Origin of the sequence: Fluviicoccus sp. (assembly GCF_030646115.1) — a bacterium.
Classification (GTDB): Bacteria; Pseudomonadota; Gammaproteobacteria; order Pseudomonadales; family Moraxellaceae; genus Fluviicoccus.
This window is the reverse complement of record NZ_JAUSMX010000012.1, coordinates 163,970-186,685: the sequence shown is the minus strand read 5'-3', so window position 1 is coordinate 186,685 and position 22,716 is coordinate 163,970. Positions and strand designations below refer to the sequence as shown.

Genomic DNA, 22,716 nt, shown 5'->3' with positions numbered 1-22,716 from the left:
GTCCAGGTTCACATAGCTGAACAGGCTTCCCTGCCGGGTGTCGGAGCCACGCATGGGACGGGTGTCGATTTCAGGAAATGTTGTGCTATTGTCGCATCATCAGGCAGCGACCGGCAGAGGGTTTTTCACCACCCTGTTAACCCGCAGGCATCAGCTTGTCGACCGCCACCAGCACCGCCTTGAACGTCGTCGCCGTCAGCGGCCCGGCCAGCGCCGCCTTCAACCCGGCAAAGGGCCCAAGAAAGCGGACGGTGGTCGTCCACGTCACCCGCGTGCCGCCCGGTACGGTTTCAAACAGGAATTTGCCATCCAGATGCTCGAAATGCGGCCGCACTTCCATGATGTGGTAATCCATACGGTGTGGCCGTTCAAAGCGGGTGATTTCCTCGCGGAACCACACCGGCCAGGCGTTGACTTCGCGGATGGCGCCGACGCCGTCCGGGTCCGGCCCGGCGGCCGGGCTGACCATGCGGATGCCCTGCCCGAACACGGAAGGCAGGCGCGCTGAGTTGGTGACGGCTTCAAAAACGGCATCAATGGGCGCGTTAAAGATATGGTGGACGGTGATGGTTTTCATGCGGCCACCTCCGTAACGACTTTCTCCACCCGCACCCGGATCCGCTTGGTATGCGGACAGCCGGTATACGGATCACGATCCATCAAATCCACCAGCTCATTGATCGGCACACCGGTCTGCTTCAACTCGCCGGTCACCGGATCGGGATAACGCTGCCCCAGCATGTTCGGCAGATGCAGGGTCCCCGCCATCGTGCCCGCATCAATCTTCACCGGCGCGGTCACCGAGCCCCGGCGCGAACGGATCCGCACCGGCTCCCCGGCCTGCAGGCCCAGCGCCTCGGCATCTTCCTTCGCCATATACAGCGCCGCATGCGGCCCCTTGCCCTTGCGCCAGGCCGGGTCCTGCATGATGGTGTTGGCGGTGAAACCGGTGCGCAGGCCGCCGTTGAGCACGAAAGGAAACTCGGGGTCGACCTTCTCCGGTTCCGCGCCCATCAGCCGCTCCAGGTCGCGGGCGTAATCAGCAAACCACACCCGCACCTTGCCGTCCTTGAAACCGTTGACGTCCTCCAGGTTGCGCTCGACGTTGTAGTAGCCCAGCAGCACGCCTTCGGGATGGTCAATCAGCTTATGGAACAGCGTCAGCGCCAGCGCCAGCGGATTGCGCACCGAGGCCAGTTCCGGCAGCGCACGCACGATCTGCGCGCGGCGGGTGGCAGCGTAGCCCAGCACCGCCAGCCAGATGTAGGCCAGCATCGGATTGGGCAGTGTCGGCCCCAGCGTCTCGTAAGTCAGGTAGGCGGAACGCGCCACCACGTTGCCGACACCGCCGGTAATGCCCGCCGCCGCCACCGTGTTGACCGCCGCCATATAGGCGGCCATGCCCAGCGGCGTATGCGCCTTGCGCGCCAGCGTGTGCAGGAAGGCGGGCGCAGCCGGGACAATGCCCATGGCGCGCGCCAGCCGGTAATAAATTTCCACCTCCGGCAAGGCTTCCGCCGGGCCGCTGACTACCGGCGGCCGCACCTGCGGCGCGATGATGTCCTTGGGGAAGATCGAGAGCTCCCATTTCTCGTAACCGGTCGGCGCGGGCAGCACATAGTCGGCCATCCACGCGGTTTCGCTCATCGCCGGGTCGATCACCACCAGCAGTTCCAGCTGTGCAAAGGCCTCGCGGAAACGATGGGTGTCCGGATAGCTGGACAACGGATTGGCGCCATCACAGATCAGCGCACGGATGCGGTCGGGGTGGGAAGTCGTGATTTCCTCGGGCAGGATGGCGGGCGGGAACTGCGGAATCGGCAGCACCGCCGGAATGCCTTCAATGGACGACGCCAGCGCCTGCGTCATCGCCTTCATGTACGGCATCTTCGGCCCGAACAGCTGCACAAAGAAGTTGCCGCCCTTGCGCCCGTAGTTGCCGGTCATCAGCAACAGCACGCGCACCAGGAAGGAAGTCATGGTGTTGTGCTCGGCGTGCTCCAGCCCCAGGTCAATGGAAATGCAGGCCGGTCTGGTGGTGGCCAGCTCATGGGCGGTGGCGCGGATATCGGCCTCGTCCAGCCCGCTCAGCAGCGCCATGCGCGCAATGTCGACACGTGCGAACAGCGCGCCCAGCCGCTCGAAATCCTGCACCTTGGACTGCACGAATTCCTGGTCCAGCAAGCCATCCTGCACGATTACCCCGGCCAGCGCCAGCAGCAGGAAGACATCGCCCGAGGGCTTGATGCGCAGGTGCCGGTCGGCCAGCCGCGTGGTTTCGTTGATGCGCGGATCAACCGCCACCAGCCGCCGTTCGGGATCGCGGAACAGCTCCTTCAGCGCCTCCTTGGGGTTGGCGCCCTGATTGCTGATGTGCGGGTTGGAGCCCATCAGCAGGATGAATTTGGCGTGATGCTTGTCCGGCACCAGATAGAGGTCGTGGGTGCCGCGAATCATGCGGCGGTCGTTCAGCCAGTGCTGGGTTTTTTCCTGCGCCAGCGCGGTGAACACCATCGGCGTGCCGATGCCGTACATCAACGGAATGCCGCCGAGACCGGCGGAATGGTTGCCCTGCCCGCCCAGCCCGGCGAAGGCGATGGAACGCGGTGCATGTGCCGTGCGGATGGCGTTCAGCTTCGCCGCGATCTCGGTAATGGCCTGATCCCAGCTGATGCGCTCAAAGGTGCCGTCCGGCCGTTTCTTCAGCGGGTGCTGCACGCGCTGCTTGTGGTCAACATAGTGGGCGATGGCGTAGGCCTTGTTGCAGGAATAGCCCTGCGTGGACGGATGGCTGTCGTCGGCGCGCACTTCGACAATCCTGTTGTCCTTCACATCCACGCGCAGGCCGCAGTTGTGCGAGCACAGGGCGCAGGCGGTGGCGAGATTCTCGGCGTTGGCGGGTACGGCGGCGGGGCCGTCCTGTACCTTGGCAATGGCGGTCATGGGGGTTCTCCCTGGGTGTGGGTTCCCCCCCGGCAGCCGGAGGGAAGGGTTAGCCGGGCATCGGGATTACTTCTCCACGAACGCCCGTTCAATCACATAGTCACCGGGATCGCGGCTGGTGCCTTCGCTAAAGCCACGTTCCTTCAATATTTCCACCAGCTCGGCCAGCATCGCCGGGCTGCCGCAGATCATCACCCGGTCGGTTTCCGGATTCAGCTCCGGCAGGCCCAGGTCGTCGGACAGCTTGCCGCTGCGGATCAGGTCCGTCAGGCGGCCCTGGTTGCGGAACGGCTCACGCGTCACCGTCGGGTAGTACATCAGCTTTTCCTTCACCAGTTCGCCAATGTACTCGTTTTCCGGCAACTCGTTGAGGATGTAGTCGTGGTAACCCAGTTCACTGACCTCGCGTACGCCGTGGGTGAGGATGATGCGGTCGAAGGCTTCGTAGAAATCGGGGTCGTGGATGACGCTCATGAACGGCGCCAAGCCGGTGCCGGTGGACAGCAGGTAGAGGTTGCCGCCCGGCTTCAGGTTCTCGATCACCAGCGAGCCGGTGGGCTTCTTCGACACCAGCAGCGTATCGCCGTGCTGCAGGCGTGAGGTGAGCGGACCGTCCTGCACCTTGATGCTGTAGAACTCCAGCTGGTCGGCATAGGTGGCGCTGGCCACGCTGTAGGCACGCATCAGCGGCTTGCCTTCCACTTCCAGCCCGATCATGACGAACTGGCCGGTGCGGAAGCGCATGGACGGATCGCGGCTGGTGGTGAAGCTGAACAGGGTATCGTTCCAGTGGTGGACGGTCTGCACGGTTTCTTTGGCGAAGGACATCGGTAAGGCTCCGGAAGGATAGACAGAAACTCAGGCGCCGTTGCGGTCCAGGAGAGCCAGCTTGCCGGGCTTGCCGCGCCACTGTTCGTGGTCGGGCAGCGGGTCGCGGGACTCCGTGATCTGCGTCCAGTTCGGGTGCCGGGCCAGTTCGGCGTTGAGGGCGGTCATGTGCTGCTGGTCGGCGGGCACTTCGTCCTCGGCGCGGATGGCGTCGATGGGGCACTCGGGTTCGCAAAGGGCGCAGTCAATGCATTCGTCGGGGTTGATGACGAGGAAGTCGGGGCCTTCGTAAAAACAATCGACGGGGCAGACTTCCACACAATCGGTGTGTTTGCAGCGGATGCAATCTTCAAGAACGACGAAGGTCATGGTGACTCCTGCGGCGGCGCCGGGTGTAGCGGTTTTGGCCGTACACCCCATGGGGTATATCTTAGCATGCAAGACCACACGATTGACATGGGTAAGGCAGCTTCCGGGGTACGGGAGTCATAGTAGGTTCTTTTTTGGAACTATGTCAACGGAGGGAGATAAAGTTGGCCCGAACGGACCAGAGCGCCGGGGGGTTAGAGGCATTGCTGATCACGTCAAGCGTGCTTGAATGGGATTGGATTCCGGGTGGTTTGGGGGTAGGATCGAGCGACGGACGGGAATTAAAGATGTGTGATTTTGGTTTGAATTCAAAGGTTGCCAAGGAGTTTGAGGAAACATGAAAATCACGATCGAACAAAATATCAGCGCACCGATCGGGCTCGTCTGGAAGGCTTACACAACGCCGGAAGATATCGTCCTATGGAATGCCGCCTCTGATGATTGGCACACCACTCAATCCAGCGTTGATCTCCGAGTGGGTGGCGTCTTTTCATCCAGGATGGAGGCCAAGGATGGGAGCTTTGGCTTTGATTTCGCAGGCACCTATACCAATATCATTCCCAACCGGCTGCTTGAGTATTCCTTCGGAGACCGGAGTGCAAGGGTCGAGTTCACTGAAGCTCCTGACGGGGTCACCGTAACAGTTGTCTTTGACGCTGAAGAGTCCCATTCCCTGGAGCAGCAACAGGGTGGCTGGCAGGCTATCCTGACTAATTTCGCCCGCCACGTCGAAGGCTTGAAATAGTGAAATCAGAGTGGAATCAGGGTCAGATCACAAAAGCCTATTTTGAGCATGACCCAGCGAAGGGGCGTACCAGACTCGGAAATTTCTGTCCAATGGAGAAAAGACATGCCGATACCCGCCAAGAACACGATATGCCTTTGGTACAACGGCGGCGCTGAAGAGGCAGCGCGATTCTACGCCGATACATTTCCAGATTCCTCCGTCGGCGCCGTCTACCGCGCGCCAGCAGACTATCCGTCGGGGAAGCAGGGCGACGTGTTGACCGTGGAATTCACGGTCATGGGTATCCCCTGCCTCGGGCTCAATGGCGGGCCTGCATTCACACCTAACGAAGCCTTTTCATTCCAGGTTGCAACCAGCGATCAGGCCGAAACGGATCATTATTGGCATGCCATTGTCGGGAATGGCGGTCAGGAAAGCACTTGCGGGTGGTGCAAGGACAAGTGGGGACTGTCATGGCAAATAACACCCGAGGTTCTGACCAGAGCCATTGCCGACCCCGACCCGGCTGCTGCCAAGCGGGCATTCGAGGCGATGATGGAAATGACCAAAATCGACATCAGTGTCATTGAGGCAGCGCTTCGCGGTTGAGCGGCGACTGGCAATCGGGCATTGAAACTGATCGGCTCCATAAAGCCCCTTAATTTTCCACCCCAGAGAGCTAGCTGTGCCGGACCTCGACGACCTACCGTTGCGCCCCATTGCTTCCGTCATCGTTGGCATTTTTCGCGCCATCATTTGGCTTTGGTCAGAGTTTCTCTTCGACACGTTAGGCTGGAAGATCGGCTGGCTGGTATGCCGCCTGTTTTCTTTCGGAAAGCTTCCTGACGCAGGATTCTCGGGTGAGCATGAGGCGACCACCCTGACTCGAATTACCGTCGAGCTCATCGGTATTGCAACCCTGTGCGTCACGGTGTGGCGCCTGACTGTCGCCTTTGACTTGTAGTCATTACGATGGCTTGGAAAACAAGTAGCGAGAAATTGAGGACAGGCCCCGATTCTGCGCGAGCAGGTCCATTTAATTCAGAGTTAGCCAGACACAATGATCATCGGTGACAAAGAGAACTTCGGGTATGAGTGCTACCACGACCCGCTGAAGAACGAGCGACGGAGGGTCTTTGGTCGGATGTGTGTTTGGGCTGCAGGGCAGGTCCTCGGTGACATATCGGAACCAGCCTGCATGCTCAATGTCACTGAGGGTCACCTGCAAAGTTTGCTCGCACGAATGGAGGCTCTGGACGAACCCTTGCTAAGCGCATTGGGGGCACGAGAGGCTTTCGACTTCCTCGACCGAGCGTTGTACCTCGACGACGATCGGTCGAACGAGCAGGTAACGAGCGATGCCGAACGCTTCTTCAAGTTCGACTTTCTAACGAATGGCGGCGAGTCGTTCGATCGAACGAAATCTTTCATTCACAGGCGCGATTCGCAGTTGCGAATCCTGTTCGTCGATGACGAAGGCGGTTTCAATTCTGTCCTTGTAGGGCTGTCTGCGTTCACTCTCGCCACAAAAGGATTCCTTGCCTGGGTTTCTGCTGAAGGTGACAATGCTGGTTAACTACGCCATCAACACGGACTGTCTTGGTCAACGCGCATTCGGCGCGTCGCCCAACCCCTCCCGTTATGACGAACGCTGCTCGCCAAGGAAGCATCAATGAAATATCCGGAACTTCCGCTGAAGTTAAGTCCTGCCTCCAACGAAGCGAGAGACGTCGTTGGCTTTAAGTACGCTGGCGGCAACGTCGGACAGCGCTCTAAACTCGGTGGTGATCCGGACTGGATTCAGGGTGAAGATGTTCCGGGATGCACATCTGGCAATGTCATGACCTTCTATGGTCAGTTGGATTCCGCTGGCGACAGCATGTGTCTTGCTGATTGCGGCATTATCTACGTGTTCATTTGCTTGGGCTGCTATGAAACCAGGTCGGTCTTCCAGTCCAACTGAGTGTTTCCGCCCCATTTAACGTTATGCCTAATTGGTCCGTGCAATGGATGATCTAAAGCAGAAACTTGCCCGCTCCGGCGTCCAGATGAAGATTGGTGGATTTAGACCCTCGGACGACCCATTCGAGAGTTGGTTTGGGCGCATAAACGTATGCGCTCAGGGCGAATCATGGCCCGAATTTGACGGAAAGCCGATGCACGCCCTTTGCCAAATCAATGTTCGCAGTCTTCCTCTCCGGCCAAAACGTTTAGCGGACGTTGATCTGATTACGGTGTTCATTGGTCCTGATGATCTTCCGATCGATGTACCCAACGGAGAAAACTGGAGCCTTCGTGCATACAAGAACACAGATACCTTGGTTCCGCTCGCACAGCGGGATACCAAGTCGCCCATCAAGGCTCTCCCAATGCGGCCAAGTGTCTTCCACGAGGACTTCCCTTGTTGGGAGGATGTGCCAATTGATCTTCCAGAAGACGTAGCAGAACGCTACAGCGACCTTTTCGAAAATATCCGTGGCTTCAAATTAGGCGGCTGGCCAACGCTAATCCAAGCAGAAATCTTCTGGGCTCCATGGAACAAGCACCCGGCCTCGCCGGAGTTCGTCTTTCAAATTGATTCAACGGGAAAAGGCAACTGGATGTGGGGAGATAGTGGAGTCGCTTACATTGGGCGAGGTACAACTCCAGGCAGGGAAGACGAATGGGCTCTCTCGTGGCAGTGCTATTAGACATAACCCGTTATCCGTCAGGAGAACCCATTGGTAACATCATTCGCTGAGCGCTGGGCCAACAAAGAACGGGAGCTTGGTTTTGAAGGAATTGCGAGCCAAATGGTGCAATTTGGTTCAGATATCCTGCCAAGCGATGCCGCTCCATGCTTAACATTCAACGCTGCGGCAACACCATTGCCAATTCATGAAGTCTTTGGCTCACCTACTGATTGGTCATCGGCAGAGCGAGAGCGATTCTCGCAATCCATGGTTATTGGTTCCGATGGAGCCGGGAATCCATTCTGTGTTGAAAAGGCTACCGAGTCGGTATGGCTGTTTGACCATGACGACCGCTTTAGAACGCAACAGTTTGTGAATTGCAGCGTTGGTCAATTGGCTGAGTGCCTATTGGCGTATATGGGCGAGGATGGTCCCGATAACTTTCAATCAGCGGTTACTGGCATTGACCCAAAAGCCATTATTCCCGGAACTTTCTGGTGGCAAGAAACCAAGGGGTTGGCCCAGGGGTGAAACCGGGGTCAGAGCACAATAAGCGCCGATCGCCTCCAAACAGCCTCGGGAGCGATGGATAAATATTCGTTGGGCAACAGGAGAAGAAACGTATGGCGGAACTGTACGGCCTTGACGGCGAAGAACCAAATTCGTCTCTAACAATCGAGATGGTACGTCACGCCGAGAAAAAACTTGGATACAAGCTGCCAGAGTCGTATTTACGAGTTCTCCGCATGCGCAACGGGGGCTACGTCACCCCAGTTTCTTTTGACACGGGCTACGAAATTCCTGGTCAAGGACGATTCATCGTTCTGCCTGAACTCTTTGGCATTGGCTACCGCGAGGCTATCGATGGCGAGTACGGAAGTTCCTATTTCATTAAGGAATGGGGTTACCCAGACATAGGGGTCGTCATTTCGTCAGAAGGTCACACTGCGATCATGCTCGATTATAGCGAGTGTGGTCCCACAGGAGAGCCCGCGGTTACTTTCGTTGATGTTGAGTGGTCTGATGGACCGCATACCGTCCGGGTTGCTGATACCTTCGAGGACTTCTTCTTACGGCTGGAAGAAGATGATTCAGAGGGATGGTAACGCCCAACAAAGCAAAGAGAAACAGGGAACATACCCCGACTCTGATGCTCGCGCAGAAGTAGGCACATGAATTCACTCGAAGAGAAATATGTTGGAGCCCTGATGGGGTTAGCCTGTGGAGACGCAGTCGGAACAACCGTGGAGTTTTCTCCGCGCGGTAGTTTTAAGCCTGTAACTGGAATGACTGGCGGAGGCCTGTTTCACCTGAATCCAGGCCAGTGGACTGACGATACGTCCATGGCGCTCTGTCTCGCAGAAAGTCTGGTGGAGAAGTCTGCTTTCGATCCAAGAGATCAAATGGCGAGGTATTTGAATTGGTGGCAGTGGGGCTATCTAAGTTCTACAGGGTCCTGCTTCGACATTGGGAATACCGTTCGGGCGGCGCTCATTAAGTTTCAGAACACTGGAGAACCATATGCGGGTTCTCCAGATCCGGCTAGTGCAGGCAATGGATCGTTGATGAGACTCGCACCCGTTGTGCTGTTCGCATACAAAAATCCAGAGACTCTTGCTCTCTTGGCTGCAAATAGTTCCAGGACTACGCATGGTGCTGCCGAGGCAATTGAGTGCTGTCAGCTTTTCTCGCAGCTGATTCATCGAGCACTTTCGGGCATACCAAAGAATGAGTTACTGACGGGAACCGCGCATGCCCTGCTTCAACCAAAGGTGCGACAGCTTGCTCAGGGGGCATTTCTTCAGAAGCCGTACTCTGCATTGGTAGGTTCCGGGTACTGTGTTCAGTCACTCGAGGCCGCACTGTGGTGCTTTTTCAACACCGAATCCTTTGAGGCTGCAGTATTGGCGGCCGTGAACCTCGGTGATGATGCAGATACCACAGGAGCAATTACCGGGCAGATTGCCGGTGCGTTTTACGGTGCTTCTGCAATACCCCCGGAATGGGCAGAGTTGCTTGCAATGCGCCAGGAAATTGAGGTTCTTGCAAGACGCTTATATGCGAAAGGCGGGACTTGACTCACTTTGGACCACACGAATATGCCGGACGATCTGACACCCATCGAGTTTTGGTGTGAACAAGGTGGAAAACATCCCCTATTGGGTGATGTATGGCATCGCATGTCCGTTGCTCACGGGAAGGAGGAAGCAAGGTACTCTCGCTATCTTTGTGCTGCTCTTTCGATGATGGCGCATGAGGTTATCGACTGCGACACCATAATCCATCTCCTCGACTCAGTAGCCAATGGAAGTTCATCTTCAGAGGAATTCGGTTTCAATGACACCTGCATAACATTCTGGCCTCATGGTGTGCAAGTTGAAATCATAATTGAGGAAGAGCCAGAGCCAGCGGCTGGTCGGTTCAGCCTTAGCGAATACCGCCGAGCACTATGTGCTTGGAGGGCGTTCTTGCAAATGCCTGAGGCGAAGGAGTCCAGAATGCGCTTGGAGCTATCGTGAAGCTCTATTTCGCAAGCCAACTTAACAGCTCTTTAGTCATCATTGAATGCGGCCAGACTGGGCGGTCAATCGGACGCCAACAATGGCCATGCCTTCGGCATTTTCATGGCCTATGTTTGCGCCATCCGCACCTTCGGTGCTCCGGACCGGCTTACCTTGGCAGCTTTGCTGCATGAAAAAGATCGCTGACACAAACTTCATTCAAGACGAGAAGCTCCTCCGGGCCTTTCTCTCACGATCTCCTGCATATCGTGTGGTGCTCACAGACTACATGGCGATGGAGTTGTACAACTCGGGAGGAGTTGACGCGTTATACCGAGCAACAAAGGTGCTGTCTGAATTTCCTGGTCAGGCCTTAGTCCTAAAGGAGATAGCGACCGTATGCGGTCTCTCCGGAAGGCTGGCTGGGCTCCAGCGTCGCCTGATAGATGAACGCCAATCGGCTGAACTTCCTTTGTTCTACCACGTGGTCGAGGCGGCGCATAACGGCGACAGGCAATATACCAGGGAGCTAGAACGGCTCTCTGCAGATGCAGCGAAGCAGCTTGAAGTCGTGCTAGAGGGTGTAAGGGGGTCGCCGGAAGCCTATGAGGGCATAGCGACTCAGTTTTCCAATAGTGACCTAAAGGCGTTTCGATCTGGGGTGGCCTTCTCGAAAGACATGGCCGTAAAGATCGTGAATTTCTGCATGGAGCTTTCAGCTGATGTTATGGAGCAACATCCAATGGTCCATAAGTTTCCCCGACGTGATGAGTTCACGAACACCTATATCTTCAGAGCGTCTCTTTGTAACTGTGTTCTAGCTCTATGGTGGATAAGCGTTGGAGGGGCTGGCGGCGCAAGACCCGAGCGCCTGAGAAATGATGTCGTCGATTCCTATCTGGCGGCCTACTCTACATACTTCGACGGAGTACTATCGAGTGACAGGAAGCTCAATGATATATATGGAGCTTCAAGGTTCATTTTGGCTGCAGCCTTTGGAAGGTAAGTCACTCTGGACTGTGTAGTGGTCTACCTTCAAGTTGGATCATGCCGCCGCCCATCTCAAACTCATTCGATAGGTTAAGGAGAAACTGTGTTCTCAATATTCAAAAGAAAGACTAAGAATGATGAGCGAGACATTGAGCAGCTAATCTTTGATGTGGCCGAGCACCAAAGGGATGCCGATTTTCATCTCTTGTATTTGCTCCTGAAAGATCGTGAAGTCTTCGTGCCAGTCGTCAGAAGTTCAGTTCCGTCGGCTGCAAAGCCGGGGGAGGCCTATGTAACTCGAACTGAAGATCAATTGGTCCTGAAAACCGTAGAGCTTCCAGGCAACGGTGCATGGGCCCCAGCGGCCACACAGGCCATCAGTCAACTTGTGGCTGGTGGCTACGTCGGTATGCCATGGCTTGGTTTTCTGAATATGGTCATGAAGATTGAGGACGTCAGAGGCGCCTTCTTGCAGGGTCAAACATCTTGGGTTGCTCTTGATAAGCAGCGAGTTGCATACATTCTCGCGCAAGCCACAGCCTAATGGAAACCGGGGCTAGGGCAAAATAAACGCCACTTCCTATGAACCACCGATGGGCCGAAAAATGTAGAAATCGTGGACTACCACTAACCACGACCCAATGGAGAAACCGCCATGTTCACCAACGGCATGCGCCCCGTTCACCCCGGCGAGGTACTCCGCGAGGAGTACATGAAGCCCCTGAACCTGAGCGCCAATGCCCTGGCCAACGCCTTGGGTGTTACAGCGGCCCGCATCAATGAATTTGTCCGGGAGCGGCGCGGCATCACCGGCGACACCGCCCTTCGGCTTGCCCGCTACTTCGGCACGGATGCGATCAGCTGGTTGAACCTGCAAAGCGCGTATGACCTGCGCGTGGCGGAATTGGAGGCTGGGGAGAGGATTGCAGAGCAGGTGAAGCCAAGGGAGACGGAGGCGGCTTGAGAGGCAACCGGGGGTCAGAGCACAATAAACCGTTTCTTGAGGAGGTGGCCGCATGTCCGACAACTGGATAGAACTTGTACCGGAGCACCCCCGGTTTATTCCCGATGCGGCAAATCAGCGACAGGCGCGTGAACGGTTAGCTGAGATTGCCCCTACAGCGGATGAAATCGAGATCAAAGTTTCTGAGAGGGTGGTTTTCTTCAACTGCGGAAGCAACTTCGGGCGTATCTGTTGTCCATCATGCGGCGCTGATATCCCGTTTGAATGGTGGCAAGACCGCATGGATGAAGATTACGAAGACGGTTTCAAGGTTGCTGCCTACACAGCGCCCTGTTGTGGAAAGGAATCAACACTAAATGACCTTGATTATGAATGGCCTCAGGGATTTGGTCGCTTTGCAATCGATGTGATGAACCCCAAAATCAGCAAGTTGGATGAAAAATTCAAACGGGAACTAGAGCTGATTCTTGGAACAAAGCTGCGCGTCATCTGCCGGCACTTATGACAGGAAACCGGTGACGGAAACCGGGGGTCAGAGCACAATAAACCGCCAGCCCCCGCCGTCCGCAGCCAACTGTCCGAGCCCCCACGCCCGCCAACGAAGCCCCGAAATACCGCCGGAGGTGCAGCGCCCACCCGGCGAGCGAGTTTTGGCGAAGGACACGGCTTTTGCCTACTTTTGGCCAAGACCAAAAGTAGGGCCCGCGGCAGGCGGACGCCCTACGCCGCCGCGAAGAAATAGAAATCGGAAGAAGCCGACGTCACCCCACAATCAACCACCTCACCGAAACCTCCCCTCAATCGCCTCCGACCACCGCAAATCATGCCCGCGCGCAAACCGCGCCACCGGCCGCGTCATCACCGCCAGCAGACCGGTCGCATACTCCACATGCCGCAGACGCGTGGTATTGGCATCGATCACCGTCAACTCCAGCGAATGCCGGATCACCGACCCCAACGCCCCGCCACCCCACTCCAGATAATTTGGCTCATTCCGGTACACCGTGCAGGGCAACGCCAACGCCCGGATCACCGGCGCCTCCAGCACCATCAGGAACGCATCCCCGGGAGTGGCAACCCCCTGCCGCCGCCGCACAATGGCGCGCAGGCCGGGAGTCCAGTCCGGCCAGCGGTCAATGTCGGACAGCAAGGCATAAAGGGCATCGATATCGGTGCGGATATCGCTGGTATGGTCAATCCAGGTGTCACGCGGGGGCAGGGTGAAAGGCATGGACGGCTCCGGGAAAAAGGCTTCGGGACTTGCAGTCTGGCACAGGGAACTCGCCGGGCAAAGTGCCGATGACCGCGCGTGGCGGAACGCCGGAAAGCCACCCGCTTGTTAGCGCCTCCCCCCATCTGAAACCTTGATAATTCCCATATCCCGTGTATGGTTAAACCCATCCCTGCTCCCCACCCTGTCAGGCAGCAGCACACAGGAGAACCCGGTCATGATCCGGCTAAGCCCCATGAAACTCACAGCCGCTGCGGCGGCGGCCGCAGCCACCGCCGGTATGGTGGTCGCCATGCGGAAACGACGCCATGCCCGCGAGGCCGCGCCGGAACCGGACATCATCCACGACTTCAAACCCTGGCCATCCATCGCCCAGCATCTGGCCACGACCGGCCCCCGGACTTACTTCCGCCCCACCTTCCTGGGCATGGAGCAACTGGATACCTCCAGCCCGGCACTGTACGTCGGCAACCACACCCTCTATGCCCTGCTGGATGTGCCCTTGCTCATGGAACACCTGATCCATGAACGCGGCCTCTACCTGCGGCCGCTGGGCGATCGCGGCCATTTTGACTATCCGGGCTGGAAACAGTTCCTGCTGAAGATCGGGGTCGTCCCGGCCAATCCGGAAAACTGCGACAAGCTGATGGAGGCCGGGGAATCCGTGCTGGTCTATCCCGGCGGTGCGCGCGAGGTGTGGCATCACAAGGATGAAAATTACACCCTGGTCTGGAAAAAACGGCTGGGCTTTGTGCGGCAGGCGGCCAAGCACGGCTACGACATCATTCCCTTCGCCTCACTGGGCGCGGACGAGTGCTATACCATCCTCGCCGACGGCGATGATTTCCGGCATAGCCGTCCGGTACAGAAGGCGCTGAAGGTGCTGGGGGTTCCGCATCTGTTCCGCGATGGCGAGGCGGTGCCGCCGCTGGTTCGCGGGCTGGGCCCCACGCTGGCGCCCCGGCCGCAGGCGCTGTATTTCAGCTTCGGAGAACGAATTTCCACGGTCGGGATCGATGTGACCGACGAATCGCAGTTGTGGGCGATGCGGGAAAAGGTGGCGGCAGCCATCTACCGGCAACTGGATGAATTGCGGGCCTATCGGGAACAGGACCGGGAACGGAACTGGGGAAAGTGGCGAAAGCGTTATGCGGGTTGAAGAAGACGGCGGCCGGGAGGCTTAACCCGGCCCGGACTAACGGCCTGAGCCTTCGGCCAGTACCGCTTCCACTTCATGCAGGGTCTGCCGGGTCAGATCCGCGTCCTGCAACGCCACCGCGCGCTGCGCCAGCGGCAGCGCTTCCGCCGCCCGCCCCTGCTGTTTCAGGAAATCCGCATAGTTGTTGAAACCGGGGGCAAAGTCGGGAAATGCCGCCACCAGTTGCCGGAACGCCGGTTCGGCCTCGGCAGGACGCTGCAAGCGCACCGCCGCATTGGCCAATCCCAACCAGGCCAGCGGATTTTGCGGCCACAACGCCACCGCCCGCCGGTACCCCGGCAATGCGGCATCGGCAGAACCGTATTTCTCCAGCGCCGCCAGTTGCGGCAGCGCCCGCCCGGCCTCCAACCAGTCCGGCAGGGTGGCGGGGTCCAGCACCAGCAGCGCCCAATAGCCGCCGCGCGCCCAAGTGCGCTCAAAGGTCGAAAAGTCCACGCGCATGGCTTCGGTGCGGCCGGAATTCAGCACCAGCTCATGGCGGGAAACATCCACACCGGTGACAACGGCAAAATGCCAGAGGGGATACACAGCCAGCCCGTTGTTCTGCAACACCAGCACCGGTTGGCCATGGTTCACGGCCTGGATCAGGGCGTCCAGACGGCCGGGCAGCAGATAGGGAAGACGTTGATGGCGGCGCACACCGGCCACCAGCTCCAGCGCCAGGCTGCCACGGCGGCCGGGTGTATAAATTTGGGGGGTCAGCGTGGCCGGGGTCACCGCCATGCCGCTGAACTGCAACATACCGGCCAGGGCGGCCGGTCCGCATTGATGAATTTCCTGCGGATAAAACGGAACCGCCAATTGCCGCGACGGGGCGCCCGCCGCCCGGTCAGCCAGCCATTGCCGGGTTTGCGGCGCCGTGCAACCGGACAGCAACACACACAACAGCAGACATTTCCAGAAAGCGGACATAACAATTACCTGGCGGACAGGCGCAAGCCCGGCCGCCCGCAGGGACTAGCGGTGCATGGAGCGGGTGAAGGGAAATACCTTGGTCAGGCCCAGGATATCCGTAATCAGCAGTACGACAAAGACGAAGATCAAGACCCCGAAAATGTCACCCCCGGCGGCTGCATCCGGCAGGTCGGCGTGCAATTTGGCGATTTCGCTATCCGACAATGCGGCGACCCGTTCCATGGCCTGTTGCGGGCTGACGCCCAGCGTCTGCATCTGCTGCTGCACATCGGCGCGCGTCAGGAAGGTGCTGACATCCAGGCGTTGCTGCACCGAGGCGGCGCTTTGCACGGTCTGTTCAATCACGGTTTCGGTATCCATCAGCGCGGCCTGAACCGGCAGGCTGACCGTCAGCATGCCAACCATTGCCATCGCCGCCGCGGATTTCATCATGTACATGTTCATGGTGTTGCTCCCATCGGGTATAGAAAATTTCGACCGGTGCAAGCCGTTCAAGACCCGCACCGGCGGGTATCAATAGGCGCTGAAGCGCAGGCCCTTCGCTTCAACACGCTTCACGCCGCGCAGGTTCTTGGCCAGTTCAATGGCCAGTGAGCGCTCGGCGTTGCTGGTGACTTTACCGGTCAGCGTCACCACACCCTGGCTGGTGCTGACCTTGATGCCGGACCCGTCCACGTGGTTGGAATAGAGGTAGGTGGACCTGACCTTGGCGGTGATCCAGCCGTCGTTAATGCCCCGTCCGGCCTCTTTGGCCGTGCTTTTGGCGTTATCGGCTACCGACGGTTTGTCGGACTGCACCACCAGCTGGTTATCCACCGTCACCACCCCGCGCGTATTCCACGCCAGCCGGCCGGCCAGATCGCGGGCGGCGGCGCTGGATGCCGTCCCCTGAAGAGTCACCTGCCCGGACTTGGTTTCCACGTGGGACGCCAAACCTTCGGCATGCTTGCTCCACAGCAGTTTGGATTTGACGGCGGCGGTAATCGACGCATCGTCCACCTTATCCCCAAAACCGCGCTCGGCGGGGCGCGCCGGCGGCACGTAGTCGGCATCGACCACGATCTGGTTGTCCACATCATTGATGCCGCTGACACCCAGGGCAATCTGCTTCGCCAGTTCCTTGTTCACGTCTTCATCCACCTTGCCGGTCAGTGTGGCCTTGCCCTTGTAGACATAGACCTTGAGGTCATTGGCGCGCAAATAAGGGCTGAGGGCGAAGGTGGTCCAGATTTGGGCCTCCTGGCGCGCATCCGTAACTTCCTGAGCGGTTTGGGATTGGGGTTGGGTCACCGGCTCGGCGACCGCCTGGCCGCCAATGGCGGCCATGGCCAGCATCAGGCTGGAGGACAGGATGCGCTGGCGGGAATAAGAGGGCTGCTTCATAAAAAACTTCCTTGAGGGATGAGGGTTGGTCCGCATTGTCAGAGCCGGAACAGTACCGGCTGAACACTAGAGACAGCCGGAGGCGGTGTCGGTGCGCTAACGCGCTTAAGGCCCCACCCGGGTTCCCCATCCACCGGATGTGATGCTGAAAACATTGAGCAGCAGGGCCTAACAGAGATGAGCGCGGCAGCATGGCCGCACCGGCCCAAAAAAATTGTTTAGGTTCGTTAACGCACAGACTCCTTGAGGTGGGAAGCCGAGTATGCCTGAGAGCAAAAACGAATACGGTTCCCGGCCTTTACCGGGACCAGGACTGATCAAGGAGCGAAACACTGGTCAACAGGACCCGTACCGCACTTGATCCACCAATGAGGTTCATCATGAAAACTTTTAAACGCGCCATACCACTTCTGGCTTTGTGTGTCCTTTCCGGGTTCTCGCAAACCAGTCTGGCCGCTTATCAGGATAAAGCGCCCGGCAGCTATACCTATATCGGTTACGGCGTCGGATATGGCCGCATTAACGGCGAGGACTTCACCAACGCCAACAATGACCTCACCGAAAGCCGCGTCTCGTGGAAGGCCATTCTCGGCACCAAGATCAACCAGGCGCTGTCGATAGAAGCCCAATACGTTGATTTCGGCGCGGCGGACAAAAACACTGACCGCATCAAGGCCAGCGGCTGGACCGCCGGCGCCACCATGGATTTCATGCAGGGCAGCTCGATGACGCCTTATGGCAAGGTCGGCGCACTGTTCTGGGAAACCGATAATCTGTTCAGCGGCATCAGCCTCCATCAAAAAGGCACTGACCTGACTTTGGGTTTGGGCCTGCGCTTTATGGTCACCGACCATCTGGTTATCCGCACTGAATATGAACGTTTCGCGATGGATAACTCCGACGTCGATAACCTCTCCGCCACCCTGCAATACAACTTTTTCTAACCTGAAGGACAACCGTCATGAGTACTCAAGAACTGTACAAGCAAAAATTCCAGGCGCAATTGGATGAATGGAAAGCCGATATCGGCAAATTGAAAGCCAGGGCCGAGATTGAAACGGCAGATGCGCAGATTGCCATGCACAAGCAGGTGGAAACCCTGGAGCACGGCATTGATGAAGCGCAAAAAAAGCTGGTGGAGCTGGGCGCCGCCAGTGAAGAGGCTTGGGAATCGGTCAAGTCCGGCGTTGAGTCGGCTTGGGTTTCACTGAAGACCACCTTCAGCGAAACCAAGGACAAGTTCAAGTCCTGAAGAGCCGCCCGGCGGCGGTTGAACCCGTCGCCGGAGATTGTCACTACTGAGGAAAACACCATGCTGGAAACCGTTGCTGTCGTCCTGGTCGCCCTGTGGCTGGTAGGCCTGGTGTCCTCCAACACCATGGGTGGATTTATTCACGTTCTGCTGGTGATTGCGGTAGTGGTCATACTGGTGCGACTGATACAGGGACGTCGCTTATAGCATGCCGGTATACGCGGGTTATCCACCGGAGCCGGTCTTTTCTCTCAGGACACCGCCTCCGGTCAAACCCGAACACCAGTCCGGATCGACAATACCCTTGGAATACTTTATGTGCTCCCGGGGTATTTCGATTACTGGGCTTTTATTTTCCGGAACATTAAAACCCTCAGGATTTCATCACGGAAATTCCCTGGATTTTAATGGTCCTCCTTTTACCTGCACAGGATGTCGATAATGAAAAAAATCGCGTACCACGCCGGACACCTGCCCAAATTCCCGATACTGATGCTCAGTGCATTGGTGGCGGGTTGCGGCGGTCCGGACTCCATCTTCGGAGAGAGCGGCAGCGTTGCCTCTCTCGCCCCCACGGTCACGGTCACCGCGCCGCTGGCCTCCACTCCGCCCGTCATTGACGTGGCCCTCAACAGCAAGCTCACCGCCACCTTCAGCAAGGACATGAACCCCGCTTCCATCGGGGCGTCGGCCTTTACCGTCGCCTGCCCCGCCGGTGTACCGGTGGCGGGTAACGTGACCTACGTTGCGCCCAGCCGCACGGTAACATTTGCACCGGGCGCTGTGCTGCCCGCCAACACCACCTGCGCCGCCACCATTTCCACCGGCGTCAAGGACACCACCGGCCTGGCCATGGAAAAGGCCTTTGTCTGGACCTTTGTCACCGGTCCGGCGCCGGATATCACGCCGCCCCGGGTGACGGTGAAAGTGCCTTCCCCTTCCGAAACCGGTGTGCCGTTTAACGCCCGGGTCATTGCCACCTTCAACGAGGACATGGACCCGGCCACCATCAACGGCAACACCGTGATCCTGCAAGGCCCTGCCGCCGGCCCCGTCAGCGGTGTGGTCAGCTATGCCGCCGGTGCGCGCACCGCGACCTTCACCCCCAGCAACCCGGCCACCCTGTCGGCAGGCTCGGTGTTTACGGCGACGGTGACCACAGGCGCGAAGGACCTGGCGGGCAACGCCATGACTGCCAACGTCGGCTGGAGCTTCACCACCGGCCCCGCCCCGGACATCACCCGTCCCACGGTCACCCTCAAGGTGCCCACGACCGGTGCTACCGATGTCGCCATCAATTCACGGGTGATCGCCACCTTCAGTGAAGACATGAACCCGGCCACCATGACCACCGCCAACCTGTTGGTGAAGGGTCCGGGCAACGTGGCCATTACCGGCACCGTCACCTACGCGGTGGGCGCAAGAACGGCGACCTTCATTCCCGCCAATCCGGCCACCCTGCCTGCTTCAACGCTGATGACCGTCACGGTCACAAGTGACGCCACCGACCTGGCGGGTAACGGCCTGTCCGGCGACCCGGCCCTGCTGCCGGCCGCCAGCGATGCCGTGTGGTCTTTCCGCACCGGCGTGGCACCCGACACCACCCGTCCCACCGTCACCCTCAAGGCTCCGGCCGCCGGGGCCACCGGGATTGCGCTGAACAGCCGCATCACCGCCACCTTCAACGAGGACATGGATCCGCTGTCGCTGAACGAAAGCTCGTTTACCCTGACCGGCCCCGGCGTGACTCCGGTGACCGGCATGGTCAGCTATGCGGTCGGCGCACGCACCGCGATCCTGATTCCGACCACTCCCGTCGTCCTGACTTCCGGCACCGTCTATACGGCTACCGTGAACACGGGCGCGAAGGATCTGGCCGGCAACACCCTGGCCGGCAATATCGCGACGCCGTTACTGGCCGCGAATGCCGTCTGGACCTTCACCACCGGCGCAGCGCCGGACATTGCCCCGCCCACCGTCACCCTCAAGGTTCCGGCGGCTAGTGCTGTCAATGTTCCGTCCAACTCGAAAGTCATTGCGACCTTCAGTGAAGACATGGACCCACTGACCATCACCGGCAATACCGTGATCCTGCAAGGCCCGGGCGCAACCCCGATCGTTGGCACCATAACTTATGCCGTTGGCGCACGCACCGCGACCTTCACCCCCACCGCCCCGGCTACGCTGGCCACCGGCAATCTCTACACGGTGACGGTCACCACCGGCGCGAAGGACCTGGCCGGTAACGCCATGACCAACAACGCCGGCTGGACCTTCAGCACCAGCGCCACCCCGGACACCACACCGCCCACCGTGACCCTCAAGGTTCCGACTGCAGGCGCAACCGGTGTCGCTTTCAACAGCAAGGTGATTGCCACTTTTGATGAAGACATGGACCCCGCCACGATGGTCGGCGCCAACTTCAGCCTGAAGGGCCCGGGCGCCACCGTCGTCAACGGAACCATCAACTACGCTGCCGCTGCGCGCACCCTGACCTTCACCCCGAACGCCAATCTGCCGGCCGGTACGCTGTTTACCGCCACCGTCAGCACCGGCGCGAAGGATCTGGCCGGGAATGCCATGACCGGGAATGCTGTCTGGTCATTCACGACCGGCATCACGGCCGACACCACCCCGCCAACCGTGACCCTCAAGGTTCCGGCCGCCGGCGCCGTCAATGTTCCGTCCAACTCGAAAGTCATTGCGACCTTCAGTGAAGACATGGACCCGCTGACCATTACCGGCAACACCGTGATCCTGCAAGGCCCGGGCGCAACCCCGATCGTCGGCACGGTCACTTACGCTGTTGGTGCACGCACCGCCACCTTCACCCCCACTGCCCCGGCCACGCTGGCCACCGGCAATCTCTACACGGTGACGGTCACCACCGGCGCAAAGGATCTGGCCGGTAACGCCATGACCAACAACTCCGGCTGGACTTTCAGCACCAGCGCCACCCCGGACACTACGCCACCCCTGGTGACACTGGAAGTCCCGACCAACGCCGCCACCGGAGTAGCCTTCAACGCCAAGGTCATTGCGACCTTCAACGAAGACATGGACCCGGCAACGATGGTCAGCGGCAACTTCAGCCTGAAAGGGCCGGGAGCTACGGTCGTCAACGGTGTCATCAACTACGCCGCTGCCGCACGCACCCTGACCTTCACCCCGAACGCCAACCTGCCGGCCGGTACGCTGTTTACCGCCACCGTCAGCACCGGCGCGAAGGATCTGGCCGGGAATGCGATGGCTGCCAACAACGTCTGGAACTTCACCACCGGGGCTGCCCCGGACACCACCCGCCCCACCGTCACGCTGCAGGTACCGAATGACGGTGCAACGGCTGTCGCCAGCAACGCCAAGGTCATCGCCACTTTCAGCGAAGCCATGGACCCGCTCACCATCTCCGGCAACACGCTGATCCTGCAAGGACCCGGCGCGACCCTGGTGAACGGAACCGTGACCTATGCCGCCGGTGCGAAAACCGCCACCTTTACCCCCAACGCCCCGCTGCCGTTCGCCACGCTGTTCACGGTGACGGCCACCACGGGCGCACGGGATCTGGCGGACAACGCCTTGCTCAACAATGTTGTATGGACCTTCACCACCGGTGCCGCTCCGGACACCACCCCGCCAACAGTGACCAAGGTCAACCCGCTGGATCTGGCGACCGGTCTCTGCCTGCAGAAGACCGTCAACGCCACCTTCAGCGAGAACATGGACCCGTTCACCCTCACCAGCTCCACCCTGACCCTCAAGGTGAGTGGCGGCGCTCTGGCGGCCGGAACCGTGACCTATGATGTCCTCAACCGGATTGCGACACTGACTCCGGCGGCGGACCTTCTGGGCAACACCAACTACACCGCCACCGTCACCACCGGAGCCAAGGATCTGGCCGGAAACGGCCTGGCCCTGAACAAGGTCTGGAGCTTCACCACCGGCACCCAGCCCTGCGGTAGCGGGACGGACCTCGGCACAGCAGCCTCGTTCGGCAATCTCGGCGGCGGCGCGGGCACCACCAATGCCGGTACCTTGACCGTGATTGGCGGCGACCTCGGCACCACGGCGGTCTCCACCTCGGCCATCACCGGTTTCCACGATTCAGCAAATGATATCTACACCCAGACCGGCTCCAATCAAGGCGCCGTGAACGGCAAGATCTATACCTGCACCGTGTCCACCACCGGCCCCACTGCTGCTGCCGTCAATCCGGTAGCTTGCAGCGTCGCCACCCAAGCCCGGGCTGATGCCCAGACCGCCTTCAACAAGCTGGCCCCGGGCCTGATGCCCGGCGGCACCGATCCTGGTGCAGGCCAGTTGGGCGGACTGACCCTGGCACCCGGTATCTACCAGGCGGCAGGCGGTTCCTTCGGCATCACCGGTTCGGACCTCACCCTGGACGCACAAGGCGATGCGAATGCGGTCTGGGTGTTCCAGACCGCCACCTCGCTCACCGTCGGCGCTCCGGGTGCTCCGCGCAGCATCATCCTGATCAACGGCGCGCAGGCCAAGAATGTCTACTGGCATGTCGGCACCTCCGCCACGATCAACGCGGCAGGCGGCGGCACCATGGTCGGCAACATCATGGCCTCGGCGGCCGTTTCGTTCTCGACGGTCGGCAACGTGGCCATCGTGACCCTCAATGGCCGGGCGGTGGGGCTGAACGCCTCAGTCACCATGACCAACACCGTCATCAACGTACCGGCCCCGTAAGGCTGAGGA

26 protein-coding genes are annotated in these 22,716 nt (G+C 59.2%); 18 read left to right on the top strand and 8 right to left on the bottom strand.

The genetic code is table 11. The annotated features are described in order from the left end of the window. Positions 1–136: 136 nt before the first annotated feature. From Q7T36_RS09455 to fdxA, 4 genes are all read right to left on the bottom strand, one after another. Positions 137–577, bottom strand: coding sequence for an SRPBCC family protein (locus Q7T36_RS09455; RefSeq protein WP_304847165.1), 441 nt, complete (start codon positions 575–577; stop codon positions 137–139). Further along, positions 574–2,943 (bottom strand): molybdopterin-dependent oxidoreductase, encoded by a 2,370-nt coding sequence (locus Q7T36_RS09450; RefSeq protein ID WP_304847162.1) that lies wholly within the window; start codon positions 2,941–2,943, stop codon positions 574–576. Before Q7T36_RS09450 ends, Q7T36_RS09455 begins: the two co-directional genes overlap by 4 nt. 66 nt (positions 2,944–3,009) lie before the next feature. Beyond that, positions 3,010–3,771, bottom strand: coding sequence for a ferredoxin--NADP reductase (locus tag Q7T36_RS09445; RefSeq protein WP_304847159.1), 762 nt, complete (start codon positions 3,769–3,771; stop codon positions 3,010–3,012). A 30-nt stretch (positions 3,772–3,801) separates the two neighbouring features. Continuing rightward, the gene (gene fdxA / locus Q7T36_RS09440) at positions 3,802–4,140 is read right to left on the bottom strand and encodes a ferredoxin FdxA (RefSeq protein WP_304847156.1); all 339 of its coding nucleotides are present in this window, start codon (positions 4,138–4,140) and stop codon (positions 3,802–3,804) included. Positions 4,141–4,477: 337 nt separating this feature from the next. Here fdxA and Q7T36_RS09435 point away from each other — a divergent pair, with 337 nt between their 5' ends. The 13 genes from Q7T36_RS09435 to Q7T36_RS09375 all read left to right on the top strand — a co-directional run bounded on the left by Q7T36_RS09435 (position 4,478) and on the right by Q7T36_RS09375 (position 12,499). Continuing rightward, entirely contained in the window at positions 4,478–4,885 is a 408-nt protein-coding gene (locus tag Q7T36_RS09435; RefSeq protein ID WP_304847153.1) for an SRPBCC family protein, read from the top strand. A gap of 105 nt (positions 4,886–4,990) precedes the next feature. Beyond that, positions 4,991–5,476: a VOC family protein gene (locus Q7T36_RS09430; RefSeq protein ID WP_304847150.1), complete on the top strand. Its 486-nt coding sequence runs from the start codon at positions 4,991–4,993 to the stop codon at positions 5,474–5,476. A 76-nt stretch (positions 5,477–5,552) separates the two neighbouring features. Then, positions 5,553–5,831 (top strand): hypothetical protein, encoded by a 279-nt coding sequence (locus Q7T36_RS09425; RefSeq protein ID WP_304847147.1) that lies wholly within the window; start codon positions 5,553–5,555, stop codon positions 5,829–5,831. Positions 5,832–5,927: 96 nt separating this feature from the next. Further along, entirely contained in the window at positions 5,928–6,443 is a 516-nt protein-coding gene (locus tag Q7T36_RS09420; protein WP_304847142.1) for an Imm42 family immunity protein, read from the top strand. A 96-nt stretch (positions 6,444–6,539) separates the two neighbouring features. After that, entirely contained in the window at positions 6,540–6,830 is a 291-nt protein-coding gene (locus Q7T36_RS09415) for a hypothetical protein (RefSeq protein ID WP_304847139.1), read from the top strand. A gap of 43 nt (positions 6,831–6,873) precedes the next feature. Then, positions 6,874–7,557 carry a DUF1963 domain-containing protein gene (locus Q7T36_RS09410; RefSeq protein ID WP_304847136.1) on the top strand — a complete coding sequence of 228 codons (684 nt, stop codon included), beginning with the start codon at positions 6,874–6,876 and terminating at the stop codon, positions 7,555–7,557. A gap of 30 nt (positions 7,558–7,587) precedes the next feature. Next, positions 7,588–8,070, top strand: a complete 483-nt coding sequence (locus Q7T36_RS09405) for an SUKH-4 family immunity protein (protein ID WP_304847133.1) — start codon at positions 7,588–7,590, stop codon at positions 8,068–8,070. Positions 8,071–8,162: 92 nt separating this feature from the next. After that, a complete protein-coding gene (locus Q7T36_RS09400) occupies positions 8,163–8,645 on the top strand; it encodes an SMI1/KNR4 family protein (protein WP_304847131.1) in 483 nt (160 codons plus the stop codon). A gap of 66 nt (positions 8,646–8,711) precedes the next feature. Beyond that, on the top strand, positions 8,712–9,617 hold the full coding sequence (locus tag Q7T36_RS09395) for an ADP-ribosylglycohydrolase family protein (RefSeq protein ID WP_304847128.1): 906 nt from the start codon (positions 8,712–8,714) through the stop codon (positions 9,615–9,617). 613 nt (positions 9,618–10,230) lie between these two features. Next, entirely contained in the window at positions 10,231–11,046 is an 816-nt protein-coding gene (locus Q7T36_RS09390; RefSeq protein ID WP_304847125.1) for a hypothetical protein, read from the top strand. An 87-nt stretch (positions 11,047–11,133) separates the two neighbouring features. After that, entirely contained in the window at positions 11,134–11,574 is a 441-nt protein-coding gene (locus Q7T36_RS09385; RefSeq protein ID WP_304847122.1) for a hypothetical protein, read from the top strand. Between the two features lie 111 nt (positions 11,575–11,685). Continuing rightward, the gene (locus Q7T36_RS09380) at positions 11,686–11,994 is read left to right on the top strand and encodes a HigA family addiction module antitoxin (RefSeq protein WP_304847119.1); all 309 of its coding nucleotides are present in this window, start codon (positions 11,686–11,688) and stop codon (positions 11,992–11,994) included. Between the two features lie 52 nt (positions 11,995–12,046). Next, positions 12,047–12,499, top strand: a complete 453-nt coding sequence (locus tag Q7T36_RS09375; protein ID WP_304847116.1) for a hypothetical protein — start codon at positions 12,047–12,049, stop codon at positions 12,497–12,499. A gap of 276 nt (positions 12,500–12,775) precedes the next feature. On the opposite strand, the gene Q7T36_RS09370 is transcribed toward Q7T36_RS09375, so the two are convergent. Beyond that, positions 12,776–13,225, bottom strand: a complete 450-nt coding sequence (locus tag Q7T36_RS09370; protein WP_304847113.1) for a hypothetical protein — start codon at positions 13,223–13,225, stop codon at positions 12,776–12,778. 235 nt (positions 13,226–13,460) lie between these two features. On the opposite strand from Q7T36_RS09370, the gene Q7T36_RS09365 reads away from it, so the two are divergent. Beyond that, entirely contained in the window at positions 13,461–14,384 is a 924-nt protein-coding gene (locus Q7T36_RS09365; protein ID WP_304847112.1) for a lysophospholipid acyltransferase family protein, read from the top strand. Between the two features lie 36 nt (positions 14,385–14,420). Here Q7T36_RS09365 and Q7T36_RS09360 read toward each other — a convergent pair whose 3' ends face one another. The 3 genes from Q7T36_RS09360 to Q7T36_RS09350 form a co-directional block, all read right to left on the bottom strand. Beyond that, positions 14,421–15,356: a PA2778 family cysteine peptidase gene (locus Q7T36_RS09360; protein ID WP_304847110.1), complete on the bottom strand. Its 936-nt coding sequence runs from the start codon at positions 15,354–15,356 to the stop codon at positions 14,421–14,423. A gap of 45 nt (positions 15,357–15,401) precedes the next feature. Then, positions 15,402–15,803, bottom strand: a complete 402-nt coding sequence (locus tag Q7T36_RS09355; RefSeq protein ID WP_304847107.1) for a PA2779 family protein — start codon at positions 15,801–15,803, stop codon at positions 15,402–15,404. A 69-nt stretch (positions 15,804–15,872) separates the two neighbouring features. Further along, complete coding sequence (locus Q7T36_RS09350; protein ID WP_304847104.1) at positions 15,873–16,742, bottom strand: BON domain-containing protein; 870 nt, start codon at positions 16,740–16,742, stop codon at positions 15,873–15,875. A gap of 380 nt (positions 16,743–17,122) precedes the next feature. Here Q7T36_RS09350 and Q7T36_RS09345 point away from each other — a divergent pair, with 380 nt between their 5' ends. The 4 genes from Q7T36_RS09345 to Q7T36_RS09330 all read left to right on the top strand — a co-directional run bounded on the left by Q7T36_RS09345 (position 17,123) and on the right by Q7T36_RS09330 (position 22,707). Next, positions 17,123–17,686 (top strand): porin family protein, encoded by a 564-nt coding sequence (locus Q7T36_RS09345; protein WP_304847101.1) that lies wholly within the window; start codon positions 17,123–17,125, stop codon positions 17,684–17,686. Positions 17,687–17,703: 17 nt separating this feature from the next. Beyond that, a complete protein-coding gene (locus tag Q7T36_RS09340) occupies positions 17,704–17,994 on the top strand; it encodes a hypothetical protein (protein ID WP_304847098.1) in 291 nt (96 codons plus the stop codon). An 18-nt stretch (positions 17,995–18,012) separates the two neighbouring features. After that, positions 18,013–18,201: a lmo0937 family membrane protein gene (locus Q7T36_RS09335; protein ID WP_304847095.1), complete on the top strand. Its 189-nt coding sequence runs from the start codon at positions 18,013–18,015 to the stop codon at positions 18,199–18,201. A gap of 234 nt (positions 18,202–18,435) precedes the next feature. Next, positions 18,436–22,707 (top strand): Ig-like domain-containing protein, encoded by a 4,272-nt coding sequence (locus tag Q7T36_RS09330; RefSeq protein WP_304847092.1) that lies wholly within the window; start codon positions 18,436–18,438, stop codon positions 22,705–22,707. Positions 22,708–22,716: the final 9 nt, after the last annotated feature.

What these genes read in the sequence shown, in the direction of transcription:
- Q7T36_RS09330 (WP_304847092.1), top strand. Translation starts at nt 18,436, where the DNA reads ATGAAAAAAATCGCGTACCACGCCGGACACCTGCCCAAATTCCCGATA.
- Q7T36_RS09390 (WP_304847125.1), top strand. Translation starts at nt 10,231, where the DNA reads ATGAAAAAGATCGCTGACACAAACTTCATTCAAGACGAGAAGCTCCTC.
- Q7T36_RS09375 (WP_304847116.1), top strand. Translation starts at nt 12,047, where the DNA reads ATGTCCGACAACTGGATAGAACTTGTACCGGAGCACCCCCGGTTTATT.
- Q7T36_RS09365 (WP_304847112.1), top strand. Translation starts at nt 13,461, where the DNA reads ATGAAACTCACAGCCGCTGCGGCGGCGGCCGCAGCCACCGCCGGTATG.
- Q7T36_RS09450 (WP_304847162.1), bottom strand. Translation starts at nt 2,943, where the DNA reads ATGACCGCCATTGCCAAGGTACAGGACGGCCCCGCCGCCGTACCCGCC.
- Q7T36_RS09410 (WP_304847136.1), top strand. Translation starts at nt 6,874, where the DNA reads ATGGATGATCTAAAGCAGAAACTTGCCCGCTCCGGCGTCCAGATGAAG.
- fdxA (WP_304847156.1), bottom strand. Translation starts at nt 4,140, where the DNA reads ATGACCTTCGTCGTTCTTGAAGATTGCATCCGCTGCAAACACACCGAT.
- Q7T36_RS09350 (WP_304847104.1), bottom strand. Translation starts at nt 16,742, where the DNA reads ATGAAGCAGCCCTCTTATTCCCGCCAGCGCATCCTGTCCTCCAGCCTG.
- Q7T36_RS09420 (WP_304847142.1), top strand. Translation starts at nt 5,928, where the DNA reads ATGATCATCGGTGACAAAGAGAACTTCGGGTATGAGTGCTACCACGAC.
- Q7T36_RS09415 (WP_304847139.1), top strand. Translation starts at nt 6,540, where the DNA reads ATGAAATATCCGGAACTTCCGCTGAAGTTAAGTCCTGCCTCCAACGAA.
- Q7T36_RS09455 (WP_304847165.1), bottom strand. Translation starts at nt 577, where the DNA reads ATGAAAACCATCACCGTCCACCATATCTTTAACGCGCCCATTGATGCC.
- Q7T36_RS09360 (WP_304847110.1), bottom strand. Translation starts at nt 15,356, where the DNA reads ATGTCCGCTTTCTGGAAATGTCTGCTGTTGTGTGTGTTGCTGTCCGGT.
- Q7T36_RS09395 (WP_304847128.1), top strand. Translation starts at nt 8,712, where the DNA reads ATGAATTCACTCGAAGAGAAATATGTTGGAGCCCTGATGGGGTTAGCC.
- Q7T36_RS09380 (WP_304847119.1), top strand. Translation starts at nt 11,686, where the DNA reads ATGTTCACCAACGGCATGCGCCCCGTTCACCCCGGCGAGGTACTCCGC.
- Q7T36_RS09435 (WP_304847153.1), top strand. Translation starts at nt 4,478, where the DNA reads ATGAAAATCACGATCGAACAAAATATCAGCGCACCGATCGGGCTCGTC.
- Q7T36_RS09370 (WP_304847113.1), bottom strand. Translation starts at nt 13,225, where the DNA reads ATGCCTTTCACCCTGCCCCCGCGTGACACCTGGATTGACCATACCAGC.
- Q7T36_RS09355 (WP_304847107.1), bottom strand. Translation starts at nt 15,803, where the DNA reads ATGAACATGTACATGATGAAATCCGCGGCGGCGATGGCAATGGTTGGC.
- Q7T36_RS09430 (WP_304847150.1), top strand. Translation starts at nt 4,991, where the DNA reads ATGCCGATACCCGCCAAGAACACGATATGCCTTTGGTACAACGGCGGC.
- Q7T36_RS09345 (WP_304847101.1), top strand. Translation starts at nt 17,123, where the DNA reads ATGAAAACTTTTAAACGCGCCATACCACTTCTGGCTTTGTGTGTCCTT.
- Q7T36_RS09340 (WP_304847098.1), top strand. Translation starts at nt 17,704, where the DNA reads ATGAGTACTCAAGAACTGTACAAGCAAAAATTCCAGGCGCAATTGGAT.
- Q7T36_RS09445 (WP_304847159.1), bottom strand. Translation starts at nt 3,771, where the DNA reads ATGTCCTTCGCCAAAGAAACCGTGCAGACCGTCCACCACTGGAACGAT.
- Q7T36_RS09400 (WP_304847131.1), top strand. Translation starts at nt 8,163, where the DNA reads ATGGCGGAACTGTACGGCCTTGACGGCGAAGAACCAAATTCGTCTCTA.